Annotated in this window: 18 protein-coding genes and 1 tRNA gene; 10 read left to right on the top strand and 9 right to left on the bottom strand. The window is 52.5% G+C overall.

From position 1 onward, the window contains the following. Nucleotides 1-75 precede the first annotated feature (75 nt). The gene (locus tag FPL14_RS23500) at nt 76-993 is read right to left on the bottom strand and encodes a hypothetical protein (RefSeq protein WP_182300023.1); all 918 of its coding nucleotides are present in this window, start codon (nt 991-993) and stop codon (nt 76-78) included. Nucleotides 994-1,277: 284 nt separating this feature from the next. Between FPL14_RS23500 and FPL14_RS23495 the strand changes: the two genes are divergently transcribed. From FPL14_RS23495 to FPL14_RS23475, 5 genes are all read left to right on the top strand, one after another. Further along, complete coding sequence (locus FPL14_RS23495) at nt 1,278-2,012, top strand: DUF4352 domain-containing protein (protein ID WP_182300022.1); 735 nt, start codon at nt 1,278-1,280, stop codon at nt 2,010-2,012. A 166-nt stretch (nt 2,013-2,178) separates the two neighbouring features. Further along, a complete protein-coding gene (locus tag FPL14_RS23490) occupies nt 2,179-3,183 on the top strand; it encodes an HD-GYP domain-containing protein (protein ID WP_182300021.1) in 1,005 nt (334 codons plus the stop codon). Nucleotides 3,184-3,201: 18 nt separating this feature from the next. Continuing rightward, on the top strand, nt 3,202-3,897 hold the full coding sequence (locus FPL14_RS23485; RefSeq protein WP_182300020.1) for a Crp/Fnr family transcriptional regulator: 696 nt from the start codon (nt 3,202-3,204) through the stop codon (nt 3,895-3,897). A 43-nt stretch (nt 3,898-3,940) separates the two neighbouring features. After that, nucleotides 3,941-4,017, top strand: a tRNA-Arg gene (locus tag FPL14_RS23480). 170 nt (nt 4,018-4,187) lie between these two features. Continuing rightward, entirely contained in the window at nt 4,188-4,754 is a 567-nt protein-coding gene (locus FPL14_RS23475) for a GNAT family N-acetyltransferase (protein ID WP_182300019.1), read from the top strand. A gap of 60 nt (nt 4,755-4,814) precedes the next feature. Here the strand turns inward: FPL14_RS23475 and FPL14_RS23470 are convergent, their stop codons facing one another. Beyond that, entirely contained in the window at nt 4,815-5,801 is a 987-nt protein-coding gene (locus FPL14_RS23470) for a Gfo/Idh/MocA family protein (protein ID WP_182300018.1), read from the bottom strand. 110 nt (nt 5,802-5,911) lie between these two features. On the opposite strand from FPL14_RS23470, the gene FPL14_RS23465 reads away from it, so the two are divergent. Beyond that, entirely contained in the window at nt 5,912-6,340 is a 429-nt protein-coding gene (locus FPL14_RS23465; RefSeq protein ID WP_182300017.1) for an EamA family transporter, read from the top strand. Between the two features lie 125 nt (nt 6,341-6,465). Here FPL14_RS23465 and FPL14_RS30405 read toward each other — a convergent pair whose 3' ends face one another. The 3 genes from FPL14_RS30405 to FPL14_RS23455 are packed head-to-tail and all read right to left on the bottom strand — an operon-like array spanning nt 6,466 to nt 7,324. Next, entirely contained in the window at nt 6,466-6,597 is a 132-nt protein-coding gene (locus tag FPL14_RS30405; RefSeq protein WP_267875387.1) for a hypothetical protein, read from the bottom strand. A gap of 28 nt (nt 6,598-6,625) precedes the next feature. Beyond that, entirely contained in the window at nt 6,626-6,970 is a 345-nt protein-coding gene (locus FPL14_RS23460) for a hypothetical protein (protein ID WP_182300016.1), read from the bottom strand. Nucleotides 6,971-6,997: 27 nt separating this feature from the next. After that, nucleotides 6,998-7,324 carry a hypothetical protein gene (locus tag FPL14_RS23455; RefSeq protein WP_182300015.1) on the bottom strand — a complete coding sequence of 109 codons (327 nt, stop codon included), beginning with the start codon at nt 7,322-7,324 and terminating at the stop codon, nt 6,998-7,000. Nucleotides 7,325-7,455: 131 nt separating this feature from the next. Here FPL14_RS23455 and asnB point away from each other — a divergent pair, with 131 nt between their 5' ends. Further along, entirely contained in the window at nt 7,456-9,312 is a 1,857-nt protein-coding gene (gene asnB / locus FPL14_RS23450) for an asparagine synthase (glutamine-hydrolyzing) (protein WP_182300014.1), read from the top strand. A gap of 92 nt (nt 9,313-9,404) precedes the next feature. On the opposite strand, the gene rdgB is transcribed toward asnB, so the two are convergent. Both rdgB and rph read right to left on the bottom strand, forming a co-directional pair. Continuing rightward, a complete protein-coding gene (gene rdgB / locus FPL14_RS23445) occupies nt 9,405-10,052 on the bottom strand; it encodes an RdgB/HAM1 family non-canonical purine NTP pyrophosphatase (protein ID WP_182300013.1) in 648 nt (215 codons plus the stop codon). Further along, a complete protein-coding gene (gene rph, locus FPL14_RS23440; RefSeq protein WP_324617838.1) occupies nt 10,049-10,798 on the bottom strand; it encodes a ribonuclease PH in 750 nt (249 codons plus the stop codon). The genes rdgB and rph overlap by 4 nt, the downstream gene beginning before the upstream one ends. 157 nt (nt 10,799-10,955) lie before the next feature. Between rph and FPL14_RS23435 the strand changes: the two genes are divergently transcribed. Genes FPL14_RS23435 through FPL14_RS23425 form a run of 3 tightly spaced genes read left to right on the top strand, consistent with a single transcriptional unit; the run spans nt 10,956 to nt 14,547 of the window. Beyond that, a complete protein-coding gene (locus tag FPL14_RS23435; protein ID WP_182300012.1) occupies nt 10,956-12,287 on the top strand; it encodes a spore germination protein in 1,332 nt (443 codons plus the stop codon). Nucleotides 12,288-12,291: 4 nt separating this feature from the next. Then, nucleotides 12,292-13,431, top strand: a complete 1,140-nt coding sequence (locus FPL14_RS23430; protein ID WP_182300011.1) for a hypothetical protein — start codon at nt 12,292-12,294, stop codon at nt 13,429-13,431. Nucleotides 13,432-13,449: 18 nt separating this feature from the next. Beyond that, a complete protein-coding gene (locus tag FPL14_RS23425; RefSeq protein WP_182300010.1) occupies nt 13,450-14,547 on the top strand; it encodes a Ger(x)C family spore germination protein in 1,098 nt (365 codons plus the stop codon). A 4-nt stretch (nt 14,548-14,551) separates the two neighbouring features. Here FPL14_RS23425 and FPL14_RS23420 read toward each other — a convergent pair whose 3' ends face one another. Next, the gene (locus FPL14_RS23420; RefSeq protein WP_229264007.1) at nt 14,552-14,851 is read right to left on the bottom strand and encodes a GerMN domain-containing protein; all 300 of its coding nucleotides are present in this window, start codon (nt 14,849-14,851) and stop codon (nt 14,552-14,554) included. Next, the gene (locus FPL14_RS23415) at nt 14,797-15,621 is read right to left on the bottom strand and encodes a GerMN domain-containing protein (protein ID WP_182300009.1); all 825 of its coding nucleotides are present in this window, start codon (nt 15,619-15,621) and stop codon (nt 14,797-14,799) included. Before FPL14_RS23415 ends, FPL14_RS23420 begins: the two co-directional genes overlap by 55 nt. Nucleotides 15,622-15,693 lie beyond the last annotated feature (72 nt).

The raw sequence follows: 15,693 nt of genomic DNA, 5'->3' as shown, positions 1-15,693 counted from the left end.
GCTTCAATGCGACCATTCACATAAACCACTCTATTATAGAACAACATCGTTCCGCATTCAAGGCATAACCAAAAGTCATATCCCCGTGAGCCGGGGCTCGACGGAATATTGGCGCAGCCACCTCAGCGCCTGCTCGTAACGAAAGCGCAATTCCCCCGTTATGCCGTACTGCTCCCTGATCCACTCGTCGCTTTGTTTGCCGTGAAGTTTTTCCATCAGCAATTGATGAAGAGCCGCCCCCCACAAATCGGCCGAGCCGTCGTCATCTTCGATCATGCTCTTATAAATCGAAGTTCCATACGCCGTTTCGACGCATTCCTTCCACATTTCCTCTGCAAAATAGGAAAGCGTGGGATCGGATACTTCCGCGGTCTGGCGTACCCTGTCGAGCACTTGATGGATGCCCTGCGGAAACTCCGCGAACGACGCGGGCGTGTCCTTCGCATCTACGGCGATGCTTTCGCCGTCTCTCCAGAAGGATACGGAACCCGTCGCTCCCTGCCTTTGCAAGGCTTGAAGCGCGCGAAACTGCACGGGAGGAATGTACTCCTTGCGCGCCAGCCATTGCCTGAGCGAGAGCTCGATATCGGGATGCACGATGTGCATGAGTTGGCCTAAGATCAATAATTGCTGTTCCGGATCATCCCCGTTGTAGAGAGTCGCTAATAACTGAGGAATATACTCCGTATCGGATTCGAAGCGTTCGATGACTTTGCGTTTAACGATGTCTTCTTCATCCTGATCGTCGTCTTCTTCGTAGATTCCGAAATCCGAATCGCTTTCCGCATCGGGAAAAGCGGCTACAAGCCAGCCTAAAAGCGCTTGCCATTCCGTATGATGGCGATCCGCTTCTCCGTGGCACTGCAGAAGAAAGTTAAGCAACGCCTTAGCGTCGCCGTATCGTTCCGTCTCCAGCATTTTCGTCAATTGAATTTGATAATAGTCCAACGTTTTGGGAAATAACACCAAGTTGTCTCTAGTGCCGTCCGTCATGGGGAATCCCCCTCCAAAGTTACTGGCTTCATGACTGGTTTCATCTTCCGTACGACACATCGGCCAGATTAAAGCAGCAATTTCAGTTCCTTCGCATTATATCATGAACCGCCGGGGAAAAGAAAAAGAACCGGGCCGCGTCTGCACCGCGGATTTTGCGCGACCTAGCTATCCAACTATCCATATAGTCAAAACTTGGAACGTCATGTACAATGTTTTTCGACGCATACACGACTTCAGCAAATCCCCGAACCGATCGGGAACAACAACAGGTGGAATTCAAAGTGAAAAAGAAAATGGCCTTATCGCTTCTAGTCCTCGTAGTCGTATTCGCTTCTTTCGCGCTTGGCGCCTACGCCGCGGTAAAGTATTCGCTTTCCGTCAACGGCAAGCAAGTTAAAACCGAAGTCAAGGTGATCAACGGTGCGACGTACATCCCGTTGTCCGCCCTCTCCGGTTTGGAGAACATTACGATTCAACGCGACGCCAAAAAAGGCACGATCGCGATCGCGGATAAAGTCGATGAATCCGAGCTCCCTCCCGTCGCTCCCGAAACGCTCGGCCTGGCATCGAATAATCCGGCTCCCGTCGGTAAAGCCGTATCCTTCAATTTGGAAGGCTATTTCGATAAGTTCATAGCCATTTACAAAGTCGAAGAAACCGTACGCGGCGACAAAGCATGGCAGCTCCTTAAAGACGTCAATCCGGCTAGCGCGGCGCCGGATAAAGATTCCGAGTATTTGCTAGCCAGAATCAAGGTAAGCCCTACTACGGTTGCAACCGCAGACGGGACGACCCGCATTTCGGCGGGACAGTTTAAACTCGTATCGTCCGGAGGCAAAGATTACGACTCTACTTCTATCGTTACGCCGAAACCGGAGTTGTTCGGTATTCTGTCCGAAGGTCAAAGCACGACGGGATGGGTAGCGTTCAAAGTGAAAAAAGACGATGCCGACCCTCTCATCCTCTTCGGCAGAAAAACGGACGGCACGGGCGGTTTGTGGCTCAAAACGAAGTAATGATCTCTAACATCCCCGCTTGGCCATTGCGCCAGGCGGTTTTTTTTGTCAATCGCGTGAGTTTTGCCACTAAACCCTCGTATTCTGTAACCTAGGTTACAGAATTCGACGGAGACGTAATGGTACCATCGTCCTATAAGAGACAGAGTCTTAAATAGGAGTGGTAATGATGCTAATCATCCCAGTGAACGAGTTGGTCGAAGGCGACTTGCTCGGTCGAGGCTTGTACGCCGCGGATGGACGTCTCATGCTCAAGCAAGGCGTAACCTTGAACGGAAACCTCATCGAAGGAATTAAACGATTGGGTCACCGTTATATTTCCGTTGAATTAACCCCGATTCGAGCTTCGATCAGCGGCACGGACGTCAAGAGAAATCTCATGAACATGACGAAAGACATTTTGCAGCAAATCTTTCAATCCATGCGTTCCGTGAGCAGCTTCCCCCAGCGTGCCTTGCTGGAGTGGACGGACCATGTGACGACCACGATATCGGATGAACACAATATGACGATAAGCTGTCAGGATCTCGTGCCGGGCGGAACGGAACTGATCTCCCATAGCATGAACGTATGTTTTCTCTCCCTTCTGACCGCCAAAGCGATCGGATACACGAAAAAGCAACTGGAGCACGTAGCCATTGGAAGCCTCCTTCACGACGTTGGGCTCGTGCTTCCGCATGATGAAACTTTGCTGCTTCACCACCCCGTCGTCGGTTACGATTATCTTCGCAAGATGAGGGACATCCCGGCAGCCGCCTTGCGGATCGTCCTTCAGCACCATGAACAAATAGACGGAAGAGGATTCCCTCACGGATTAAGCGGCGCCTCGTTCGCGGAAAGCTCGCAAATTTGCGGCCTCGCCAGCGATTTCGACTATTTCATGAACGATCCGTCCATCCGTCGCCTTCCTTCGGAAGGAATTGACTTTGTGATGTCGAAAATAGATTCCTCGTACAGTTACGCCGTCGTGCGATCCTTTCTTGCCGCTTTCCAGCCTTACCCGGTAGGCACCAAGGTCGGCTTGTCCGGCGGGTTAACCGGGACGGTGTATGCGATCAATAAGGCAAACGCTTCCCGCCCGATCGTTCAGTTAAACCAAAGCGATACCCGGATTGATCTCATGAAACATATGACATTCAAAATCGAAAAGGTGCTTCAAACCATTTCTTGACCTATGGAGGGATCACATATGCCTGTCGACGGCAATAAACTTAGGGCATCGATCCCTTTTTTCCGAGACATAGAACCAACCCTGATTGATCGCCTTATCCCGTATATGCATCAAAAAAATTACCGCAAGGGCGAATTGATTTTCTTGGAAGGAGATCAAGGCAACGAAATTTACTTCATTGGAAGCGGCTCGGTCAGTATCTATACCTTCGATAAATCGAAGAAGGTGATACTGGCTTTCCTGCGGGAAGGAGAATATTTCGGGGAGATGGCGCTGATGAAACCCGGATTGGTCAGATCGGCGACCGCGGAATGTCTAATGCAGACCCGCCTGTACAGCTTGCGCCGAACCGATTTCCAGCTGTTGATCGAGAACGACCGCAATATCGCTTTTCATCTGCTGGACTACACGATGGATCGGTTGCGCCGGGCTAACCAGCAAATATACGATCTTACTTTTCTGAATGTCCGATCGCGCATGATCAAGAAATTGCTATACATGGCGGAGGAATATTCGCTCGATGATTCGAACGAGTTCGTCATCCCAGTAAAGATAACGCACCAACAATTGGCGGAGATGGTCGGAGCCGTACGCGAGACGGTATCCAAAGTATTACAGGAGTTTCAAGACGAAGGGTTGATCCACATTCAAGATAAGAAAGTTCAATTGCTTAATATAAGGCTATTAAAAGAAAAATTATCAGAGGAAGTTTAACCCTTGCAGAAGGCAAATGTTTATGATAAGATACTTTTTGCGTGTCTCAGTAGCTCAGCTGGATAGAGCAACGCCCTTCTAAGGCGTCGGTCGGGGGTTCGAATCCCTCCTGGGACGCCATTCCAGCTAATACGCAAACCCGTCGGACGGCATTCATGATGCCGCGCGACGGGTTTTTTAATAGAATTCAAGGATCACGCCCCGTAACTTGAATAAAGCCCATTTCAAGAGCCAACACTTTACCGCATTAAGTTCAACTACGACAATACTTCAAGTAAAAAGGTGATAGCATGACAATTCGCGTCGCTTCGGCTAAAGATGCCGAACCGCTGGCTAAGCTTGTTTTATTAGCGATTCAAGACATTGCTTATCAATTAACGGGACAATCGAACGAAGCCGGCGTTCTTGAACAATTGGAGAAGTTCATCGCCGCGGCTGGCAATCGTTTCAGCGCCGACTGTTTCTTGGTAGAAGTAAATGAATACAAGCCTGCCGGGATGATTCTTTGTTATCATGGCCGCGATGCCCAGCGGCTATATCAACCCGTCATCGACCATTTAAAGCAAGTAACCGGCGACCCCGATGTCCAGATCGACCAAGAAGCCGATGAAGACGAATACTATATTGACGCCGTTGCGGTTGATCCCGCGTTCCAAGGCCGAGGCGTTGCCAAAATGCTAATCTCCGCGGCGGAACGGAGAGCCATGGATAGGGGATACGATAAAATCGCCCTTAACGTAGACCAGGCGAACGACATAGCCCATTCGCTCTACCGTAAACTCGGTTATGCGGCCGACAAAGAAATCACGATCCACCATAAGCCTTATTGGCACATGACGAAGGCTCTTACGGAATAAATAAAGCGCGGCATGCGTACGATTCGCATGCCGCGCTTTATTCGTTCCCGATTAAGCCGTTTATTCGAATGGATACCGCAAATTCCATTGTTGCCTTATCCGATCTAACGTCGACATAATTTCCAGCGTCTCTCCGAGCGGCATGACCGGACTTTCAGTACGGCCCGCCCGCAAGCATGCCATCGCTTCCTCCGCCTCGAATGCGTAACCGGACGCTTGCCTGTCGTCCTCGAAGCGAATGGGATCTTGCCCCCGTACATGCAAGCTAGCGGAACGCGCCGCCAAAAACATCGGAATATGAATATGCCCTTTCGTGCCGATGATGTATGCATCGTTAACCATTTCAAGTTGAACGGCGCCATTCAACGCCGCGATTTGACCCTCCTCGTATTCCATCAGGATTGAGAACTGCTCGTCCACTCCGGTCGTTCCGATCCGTGCGCTGCTCATGATTTTCCTCGGCCGTGCGCCATAAATCATGGAAGCGAACGAAACAGGATAGATCCCGACGTCCAGCAGCGCCCCGCCTCCCAATTTCGGATCGAGCAGACGGCTTTCCGGCTGCCAGCCCAGATCGAAGCCGAAGTCCGCCTTAACCATCCTGACATCGCCGATAACACCCTCCGCAAGCCATTGCCTAACCTGGCGAATCGGCGGCAAATAACGCGTCCACATCGCTTCCATTAGGAAGATCCGATTTTCCTTGGCATATCGAATGATTTCCTCCGCTTCCGAAGCATTCATCGTAAACGGTTTTTCGCATAGCACGGCTTTCCCTGCCCGTAAGAACGTAAGAACATTGTCATGATGAGCCGGGTGCAGCGTTCCGACGTATACGATATCCACCTCGGGATCCGCCGCCAACCGATCAAAGCTCCCATATGCGCGCGCGGCACGAAAATCCTTGGCGAAGCTCTCGGCTTTGTCCAAGCTGCGTCCGGCTACCGCAACCAATTCCGCCCCTTCCGCATAAGCCAAGTCCTTGGCAAACTGCTTCGATATGCCCCCCGGGCCCGCGATACCCCACCTGATCGTTGGTATAGACATCCGTTATCGACTCCTCGCGTTTTTCTTCCCATTATCACATAGGATTGTCTTGAATGGATAACAATGCCGTATAATACAGACAAACAGAATGGACTTTCGGAGGGACGAGTATGGGTACTTGGCTAATTTATGCGCTTTTGTCGGCCGTCACCGCGGCGCTTGTCGCCATCTTCGGCAAAATCGGCTTGAAAGATATCGACGCGAATTCGGCAACGGCGATCCGGGCCGTCATCATGGCCTTATTCTTGCTTGGCGTCGTCATCGTCCAAGGGAAGTTCATGCAGCTCGGCGAAATTTTCGCGCAGAGAAAAGCGATGACCTTTATCGTGTTAAGCGGAGCGGCCGGGGCGTTGTCATGGCTGTTTTATTTTCTCGCGCTCAAGGGAGGCAAAGTATCCCAAGTAGGTCCGATCGATAAACTGAGCGTCGTGCTCGCGGTTTTATTAGCCTTTTTCTTCCTTGGCGAAAAGATATCTTGGGTAAACGCGTTAGGCGTGGCGATGATCGCCGGCGGAGCGGTATTGGTCGCCGTTAAGTAACCGGCACAAAACGATGAAACTCCGAGAAAAAATCGTCCAAAGCTTCAGCCCCGCTTTATAAACGCCGAAACGCGCAGCCCTGGCGGAAAATCCGCCCAGGCTGCGCGTTTGCGTTCGGTCAAATACTAGCGGTTATGAGGCTTGGCCGGGCTGTTCTGAGCGGGATGAAAGGTGTTGATCTTGAGCTTTTCCTCTACGAACTCCTCGCCTTTCTTGGCGATCTGATTGCCTAAGTTTTTCTTGAATTTTTCTGCCATTGTTTCTCTCTTCACCTCCTGTCCAAGTTCAGGGCTTCAGATTTCTCTCCAAAGCATCCGATACTCCCGTATAAGCCAGAATCTGCGCGGCGAATTCGTCCCGGTCGTCGGCGGCCAGATGGTCTGGCGACGAGAAGAGCGGTTTCATCACGTCCTCGAAAGCGGAATGCAAGCTGTTGTCGAACCAATCGACTTCATAATTCGCATCGTTGGCAATAACCCTAACTAGCGGGTAAGAGCCGTCGCTCCCGGCACGAAAGTAAGCCAGCATCTGAGGATCGCGCTGATGGTCGGTGGACACTTCCACCTCGGCGAATCGCTGTCCGCCGCGATCCAATACGCGCCGAAATTGGGCTTCCCTAACCTTCATCATAAGATGGTTTCTCCTCCTTGCGGCTCGTCACAAGATGTTCATCGATTCGATATGCTGTCTCGTCTCATGGGTGCCTAGCTCATGGAGCATGCGATATACTTCCTGCAAGAGAGCATCGTACGTATCGTTTTCCGGCGAATCGCTAACCGTGGGCGACCCTTTGTAAGAGAGAGCCTCGTCTTCATCCGCGTCCTGGATTTCCTCGAACAGCTCCTGAAGCTTGTCGAGCTCCGCTTCGTTCGCGTGAATGGCGAATTCGAACGAAGCCGCCTCCGGATCGAGCAAGACTTGACCCGCTCCGACCGATACGTAGTATGTTTTTCTGTCCGATTCCGCAACGTGCGCATCGCTCATTCGTTGATCCTTCCTTCCCCCGTAACGGGCAATTCATCTTCCGTATTTTCTCCCGGTGGACATACATTTTATGCCTTTTTTCGCATATTCATCTTATTGATCTGTTCTAGGCAGAGGAGGGTTGAAGGCACATGTGCGGAATTACCGGATGGATTGACTGGAACAAGGATTTAACGACTCAGGCGGATACGATCGAGAAAATGACCGAGACGCTGGAGCTGCGGGGACCGGACGCGACCGGCACCTGGCTGTCCCGGCATTGCGCCTTCGGTCATCGTCGCTTGTCGGTAATGGACCCCGCCAATGGCGCTCAGCCTATGGTTCGTCCCGCCAAAGGCTTGGACAATCACGATTGCGTGCTTGTGTATAACGGCGAATTATACAATGCTCCCGAGCTCCGCAAGCAGTTGGAGGATTTGGGTTACCGGTTTCGCACGACCTGCGATACGGAGGTTTTACTGCTGGCTTACGTGGAGTGGGGACCGGAATGCGTCGAGAAACTAAACGGAATCTTCGCCTTCGCGGTATGGCAGACCGCCGATCAGAAGCTATTCATGGCGCGGGATCGGCTCGGCGTGAAGCCGCTGTTCTACCGGCGCGAGGAAGGCCGGTTCATGTTCGGATCGGAACCCAAAGCGATTCTCGCCCATCCGGACGTCCCCGCCGAGATCGACGCCGAAGGACTGGCGGAGCTATTCGTCATCGGTCCAGCACGTACGCCGGGGCACGGGATATGGCGGGATTTCCTCGAGCTGAAGCCCGGGCATTGCCTGCAGTACGATCGCAGCGGGTTTAGAACGTTCGCCTACTGGCAATTGCAAAGCTCCGAGCATGAGGAAAATGTCGAGCAGACGGCGGAGAAAGTCCGCTATTTGCTTGCGGACACGGTCGAGCGACAACTGGTGTCGGACGTTCCGATCTGCACGCTATTGTCCGGCGGTCTCGATTCCAGCGCGCTAACCGCGCTTGCCGTCGACTATTACAAAACGACGAATCAAGGAAACGTGCACACGTTCTCTGTCGACTACGTGGATAACGACAAACATTTCCACGCGCATGATTTCCAACCCAATTCCGACGCGCCGTGGATCAAGCGAATGAACGATTACTTATCTACCGTTCATCACCCGAAACAATTCGATACGCCCGAGCTCGTTCAAGCGTTGGAGGCTGCCGTGCTGGCCAAAGATACGCCCGGCATGGCGGACATCGATGCTTCCTTGTATTTGTTCTGCCGGGAGATCAAGAAAGAAGCGACCGTCGCGATATCCGGCGAAGCCGCGGACGAAATCTTCGGCGGTTATCCTTGGTTCCATCGCGAAGAAGCCTTAAAAGCGGAAACTTTCCCATGGTCGCTGGCAACCGGCCTGCGGGCAAGCTTGTTATCGCCTGAGCTCAGGGAGAAGCTGCGACCGCACGACTACTTGGGCGACCGTTATGCTCAGGCCGTCGCCGAAGTGCCTCGTTTGAACGGAGAAGACGAGGCCCGCAAGCGCATGCGGCGCATGTCTTATTTGAACATTACCCGGTTCATGCCTACGCTGCTCGATCGCAAAGACCGGATGAGCATGGCGGTCGGGTTGGAAGTACGGGTTCCGTTCTGCGATCACCGTCTGGTCGAATACGTATGGAACATCCCTTGGGAAATTAAGACCGCCGGCACGCGAGAGAAAGGCATCCTGAGAAAAGCCCTTGAAGGCGTACTCCCGGACGACGTCTTATATCGCAAAAAGAGTCCTTATCCGAAAACGCACAATCCGAATTATTTGGCCGCCGTTCGTTCTCGTCTCCTCGAAAGACTGGACGATCCATCCAGCCCGCTGTTGCCGCTCATCAACGAGAGCAAAATCAGGGAGCTCGCCGCCGCATCGGACGCCTCCTCCCATCTCCCTTGGTTCGGACAGTTAATGTCAGGACCGCAGCTATTCGCATATTTGCTCCAAATGGACTTCTGGCTCAGGGAATATAAGGTTAAACTGGTCCTGTAGATTTTGCGTATTGCCGAATAGCCAAAAAAACCCTCCAAGGTCGTTAACCGACTTGGAGGGTTTTCTTCGATTTATGGCTAGATAACGGTATCCTATTCTACGATCAGAGCCAACAGCCGGCGTAATGCTTGTCCGCGATGGCTGATCTCGTTCTTCTCGGAAAGCGACAGTTCGGCCATGCTGCGACCGTGCGACGAAACCCAGAACAACGGATCGTAACCGAAACCGTCCGCCCCCCGCGCTTCGCTCATAATATGCCCTTCGACCGCGCCTTCGGCTTCTAGCTTGCCGCCGTCCGCCGGGTCGTAGAGAACAAGTGCGCATACGAACCTTGCCGCGCTTAACAATTTAGGCTCTTGCGAACTCCCTGCCACGCCCTTACTCGATTCCCCTACGCCAAGCAACGCAAGCTCCCGCAGTAACTTTTCGTTATTGGCGGAATCTCCCGCCGATGGTCCCGCGTAGCGGGCCGAATAAACGCCGGGCGCACCGTCCAGCGCATCCACGCATAAACCGGAATCGTCGGCCAATACGGGCAGTCCGACGATATCCGCTACTGCTTTCGCTTTCAACCACGCATTTTCCGCGAACGTTACGCCGGTCTCCTCGATATCCGGAATCCCTTCGACATCATGCAAATCTTTGACCGCGATGCCGATCCGCTCGAACGCTTCGCGAAACTCCTTCGTTTTGCCTCGATTGCGGGTTGCAATGATTAACGTGCTGCCTTTCCCGATCATGCCTTTCCTCCGCCTATTCGTTCTCCCGCAGCTCCCAAAGTATCCTTCTGCAATTGAACGAGCTGCTGAATCGCTTCGGCCGCCATCGACAGCATGCCGTCCAACTCCGCTCGCGTGAACGGTGCTTCCTCGCCTGTCCCTTGAACTTCCACGAAAGCGCCTGCTCCCGTCATGACAACGTTCATATCGACTTTCGCTTTGGAATCTTCCTCGTAGTTCAAATCGACGACCGGCTCGTCTTGGATGACGCCGACGCTTATCGACGCCAAGAAATCGGTTAACGGATATTTGTCGAAGCTGTTCGTCCCCGAGAGCTTATGAATCGCGAGGGCTAGCGCGATATAGGCCCCCGTAATGGACGTGGTCCGAGTGCCTCCGTCCGCTTGCAGCACGTCGCAATCGAGCGTAATCGTTCTTTCGCCGAGCGCATGAAGGTTGACGACGGAACGAAGCGCGCGCCCGATTAACCGCTGAATTTCCATCGTTCTTCCGGTAAGCTTGCCCTTGGCGGATTCTCTTTGATTGCGGGTATGCGTCGCCCGGGGCAACATGGAATATTCCGCGGTTACCCAACCTTTGCCTTGTCCCTTAAGGAACGGAGGAACTCTCTCCTCCACCGAAGCGGTACAGAGCACCTTCGTGTTCCCGGCTTCTATAAGCACGGAACCTTCCGCGTATTTATTCGGATGAAGCGTAACCGCGAATGGCCGCAGGTCACGGGATTGTCTGCCATCGGATCTCATCATTTTACCTCCCAGTAAATCAATCTCTCCCATTTTACCAAAGGTTGAATACAAAAGCACCCAACCCGTACATTTAGCCGACGATGCGCGCCGCGTATGATCCGGATTAATTGGGGCAATATACAAACAATGGAAAATGAAGGAACGGAGGATAATCCGTATGCTGGAGCAAATCAAACAACAATTCCGCGATGCAACCGATTTGTTCACGGATACGCTCGACAACGGCTTCTGGCAAATGGAGATCGCCTATTTTCCCGCGCTGTGCGACGAACATATCAAGGATGGTCTTCTCGTTCCTTTTTCCTATCGTTTCGATCCGGATGAATTCCGCAGAATGCTTCACGCGAATCCGAAATATGCCAAGGCGAACAAACCCGAAGGATGGGCGAGCCTGCTCCTGAAAGGCTTCGTGCTGATTCGGATCGGCGATGAATGCTACTCCTTCAAATCGGATCGTACGCTGGTCACCGAGCCGGACACGACGAAAATGGAAGCCTCGCTCGAAGGCCCCCAATCCGCGTTTACGGAAAGCTTGGATCTCAATCTATATCTGTTGCGTTTCCGGTATAACGTGCCGACCTTAACGGTAGAACCTTACGAGAAAGGCTCGTACTCCAATACGGCTATTCAAGTCGTATACGATCGGAAGCTTGTCAACCGCGCCGTTCTGGAAATGCTGTACGAACAGATGGATAAAATCAAAATCGACTTGCTGTTATCCTCCGGTCAGATGGTCAAGGAATTAACGGGAAAAAGCCATCGTTTGTTTCCGACGTTATTGCAGACGGAACGACCGGACCGGGTTGCCTCCATGCTCCGCAAAGGCAAAATCGCGATTCTGATCAACGGAAGCCGATTCGCCATCATCCTGCCCGTCAGGCTCTATGACTTCATGCATGCGATGGACGACGACTACGACTCGTTCTGGATGAGCCGATTCCTCATCGGCATGCGGTATATCGCCGTTTTTTTCACGATCGTTCTGCCCGCGGCTTACATCGCGATCGTCTCCTACAATCCGGAAATTTTCCGGGTCCAGCTCGCCTTTACGATCGACGGCAGCCGCGCGGGAGTCCCCTATCCTTCGTTCATCGAAGTGTTCATTATGCTGTTCATGATCGAAGCGCTGATCGAAGCCAGCATACGCCTGCCGCGCTTCGTCGGTTCGACGGCCACGACCGTGGGAGGGCTCATTCTGGGCCAAGCCGCGCAACAGGCCGGACTTGTCAGCAGCATTATGATTATCATTACTTCCGTCGTAGCCATCTCCAACTTCGTTATCCCGAACTCCGCGTTCAGCCAATCCGTCAGGTTGCTGAAATACTTGTTCGTCGTCATTGCCATGATTTACGGGATCAGCGGGGTCGCCGTTCTCTTCTTTGCCATGATCGTCTACTTATGCAACCTTCGCAGCTTCGGCGAACCGTATTTCGCTTTATTTACTCCGCGAACCAAAGATCTGGCAAGCCAATCTCAACAAACGAGGTGAGAGAATGGCCCGTTATTTTTATTACCATGTCATCTATGTCGGGATGATCAATATTATGCTCTTCGTTCCTTGGATTCTCGAACAGCACCGTTTCAACGGCGCCGTGTCGGCCATGGCCGTCGCCATTGCGGTCGGGACTGTTCTTACATATGTCACGACTTCGCTCTTTCTTCGTTTTCCTGGGATGGGACTCGCCGACATTCTGAACAATCTATTGCCGCGCGGCCTCGCCGTTTCGCTTAATCTCATTGGCGCCTTGGTATGGACTTTGGCGGGCATTTTGGTCATTTACGCTTATTCGGCAACCATACAGCAATTTTTCAATCCCGATATGAATGCCTACCTTTTCTTGCTGTTAATGACGGTAGCGGGAGTTTGGGGAGCTAGCAGATGCACGCGCACGGTGCAGTTCGCCCAAGAAATTTTACTGCTGATCAGCGCTCCCCTTATCATCATGATCTTGTTCAAAGCGATTTTCAGCCCTTGGCTTGATTGGAATGCCATACGCGTAACCGCGGGGTACATTCGTACGGCTCCTTCCTTCATTTCTTTTTGCGCCGCGACATTCATTTTCGCGGGGTATAACTCATTAACCGTCTTTAACCGCTTGCTCCCGAATGGGACGAAAATCCGCTTCCGCTGGATTATTCCGCTGTTCTGCTCGTTTTTCCTATTCGTCTCTTTCTTTATCCCTATTGGTTTTCATGGCACCGTCGGCGTAGGGGAGCATTTGTACTTGTGGAGCGTAACCGCCGATTCGATGATTCTGGAATACGGGTTCGTATACCGGGTGCTGTACCTCTTCTTGCTGTTATATACCGCCTTGTCTCTTATGTTTGCGATGAACACATGGCATACGGCCATGGAGCTCATTAAAGCCTGCCATCCCAAACATAAATCGCAGCCGGAGCAATTTCCCGTACCCGCCGCCAATTGGTGGATTACGATCGTTTTTGCCTTGCTTACGTTCGGCTACGCGTTATGGACCAACGAGCAACGCAACCAAATGGTGAACGAGAATTGGCTTATTGCCCGAACGATAACCGACGTCTCGACGCCGCTTATACTCGGTTTGCTGGTGCTGAAAGGACTTCGCAAGAAAAAATCGTCCGTTTCCGCGGAAGCCTCGGCACCGGACTCCTGATTCAAGGAGGAATGCTGCATGAAAGGTCGAATAACGTTGCTGTTCCTTCTTTTATTGTCCCTCGTCTGCGCCGTCTCCGGCTGCGGCTTCAAGGACATCGACAAGCGGTTTTTCGTCGTCGCCATGGGAATAGACCGCGGCAGCAAATCCGATACCTACAGGGTAACGCTTCGCTTGGCCATCCCCTCTTCCAAGATCGAGAGCGGAGAGACGAAGACGGAAGTCGAATCGTTCGAGGCGCCAAGCATAGCCGAAGCCGTACGCCACCTCAAAGCGCTCGTTGACAAAGAGCTCGATTTCGGGCATTGCCGCGTTATTCTTTTTGGCAAGCCTCTAATGGAGGACGGGGTATCGTCCCCGCTGAAGTGGCTGTCCCGCCGCAGGGACATCGCGATGGTCAGCTTCATGGGAATGGCCGAGCCCGACGCTTTCAAAGTGCTTAAACTGCATCCCCAGTCAGAGCGTTATCCCGGCAACGCCTTGTTTCTCACCTTCGGAAGCGAAGGAACCGAATCTTCCTTTACTCTGACCGAGTATTTGTTCGATTGGGCCCGCAGGCAAAAGGAAACCGGCAAAGACGGCTATTTGCCCATCATTCGAAGAGATACGGACAACAACTCTTATCGTCTCGATCGCGTCGCTTTTCTGGACAAACAAAAGCTGCGCCTCTGTTTGGATCCGAGCGAGACGCAGCTGTTCAACATATCGGCCATGCATTTCGACAAATCGGTCATCGCCGTTCCCTATCAGGGAACCCGAATCGTGCTAGCCCTCTCGCAGGTGAAATCGCGCGTTAGCATCAGCAAGGACAGCGTGCCGGCGGTGAACTATTTTGTCCGGGCGAAGGGCTTCTTGGAAGAAAGCCCGCAAAATTTGCTCGAAGGGAATATCGATAAAATCGAAAGCATGCTGCAATCGAATTTCAACTCCCAGTTGGAAGACTTGCTGTACAAGATTCGCGACGCCGGCGTTGATCCATACGGCTTCGGACTTGGCTATTTAGCGCAGCATTTCGGAAGAAGCAAGGAATGGGAGCATTGGAAACGAACTTATCCCGACGTTTCCTTCCGCGTCACCAGCCGCATCGTCATCGACAAATCCGGTCTCGTCAAATAAATCTCTATCGGGATAACGTATTGACGTATGCCGGGCGCGTTACGGGACGATCATAGGAACGTTGCTCCGAATCCAAGAAGGAGTCGTCGCCGTTCATGACTACGCGTACTTGAGGCAATCCGGTCGCCTCGGTTAAAGTAAGCACGAGCGCTTCCATCATTTCCGCGGGAACCAATGCCTTCGGCTCCCAATCGGAGTGCTTCAAGCTGACGTTAACGGTATCGGCCAATGGAGTCAGCTTCTCGATCTTCATGTCCGAAGTGAGGACCGCATGAAGATCCTTGGAATTTTGGGGTCCGAGAATGAGCTGCTCCAGCGCGCCTTGGCAGCATCCGATTGACGATGGATGAGACGGGTAACCGGTACGAAATAGCCTTCTCCGTCTTTCGTTTGCGAAGAGAAATAGAGCGTCACGCCCATCGCGCGGCTCAGTTGAACGTCTTTGGACGTTTGAAGATTAATGCCCAGACCGCGCGTTAACACCGTATCGACCGGCAGACCCGAAGAAGGAAGCGATTTAATCGGCTTTCCCGCTACGGACAGCTTGACCTTGTTGATTCCGGGCAACTCCGTCAAAGTCCATACAAGCGCTTCGATTACCTTCCTTTCTTGAGCGGCTTCGATACTAGGAAACGGAGCGGCGAAATCGACGGTAATCGTTTCTTCCGTTTGATTCTCGGATACGGACTTTACTTGGGTCCCTTCCGGCAATACCGCCTTAAACCCTTGGGGAAGCTGGTCCTTTAATTGCGGATTGACGATCAGCCAATCGATCGCTTTCCGGGCCGACGTTCGCGAGTTCGCGGCTCCGCCGTCCAATCTCAAGGACATCGGCGCGAGATAACCGTTCCGATCCAGCAAATAGACCGTAACGACTTCATTCGCTTCCGAGAACGTGGCTGCCGACGTTTCCTGCAACATTGCCTGTTCCACCGCGGAAGGCGGCGGATCTATTCTGGCATCCGCTCCCTGATCGGCCGGAGTTCCTAGACTACATGCGGATAAAAGCGGCAGAAGCAGCAATAGTCCCCCCCATCTTCTGACTGACCGGCTGCGGTAGGACATGGTCTTCATCCTCGATTCCTCCCATTATAAAAATTTCATAAGAGCGGGCTGCCGTTCCGCCGGCATCCTATTTGTAGTACT

The organism is Cohnella cholangitidis (assembly GCF_014107495.1).
GTDB lineage: Bacteria > Bacillota > Bacilli > Paenibacillales > Paenibacillaceae > Cohnella > Cohnella cholangitidis.
The sequence above is the reverse complement of the archived record's forward strand: the minus strand, read 5'-3'. Positions and strand labels throughout refer to the sequence as shown.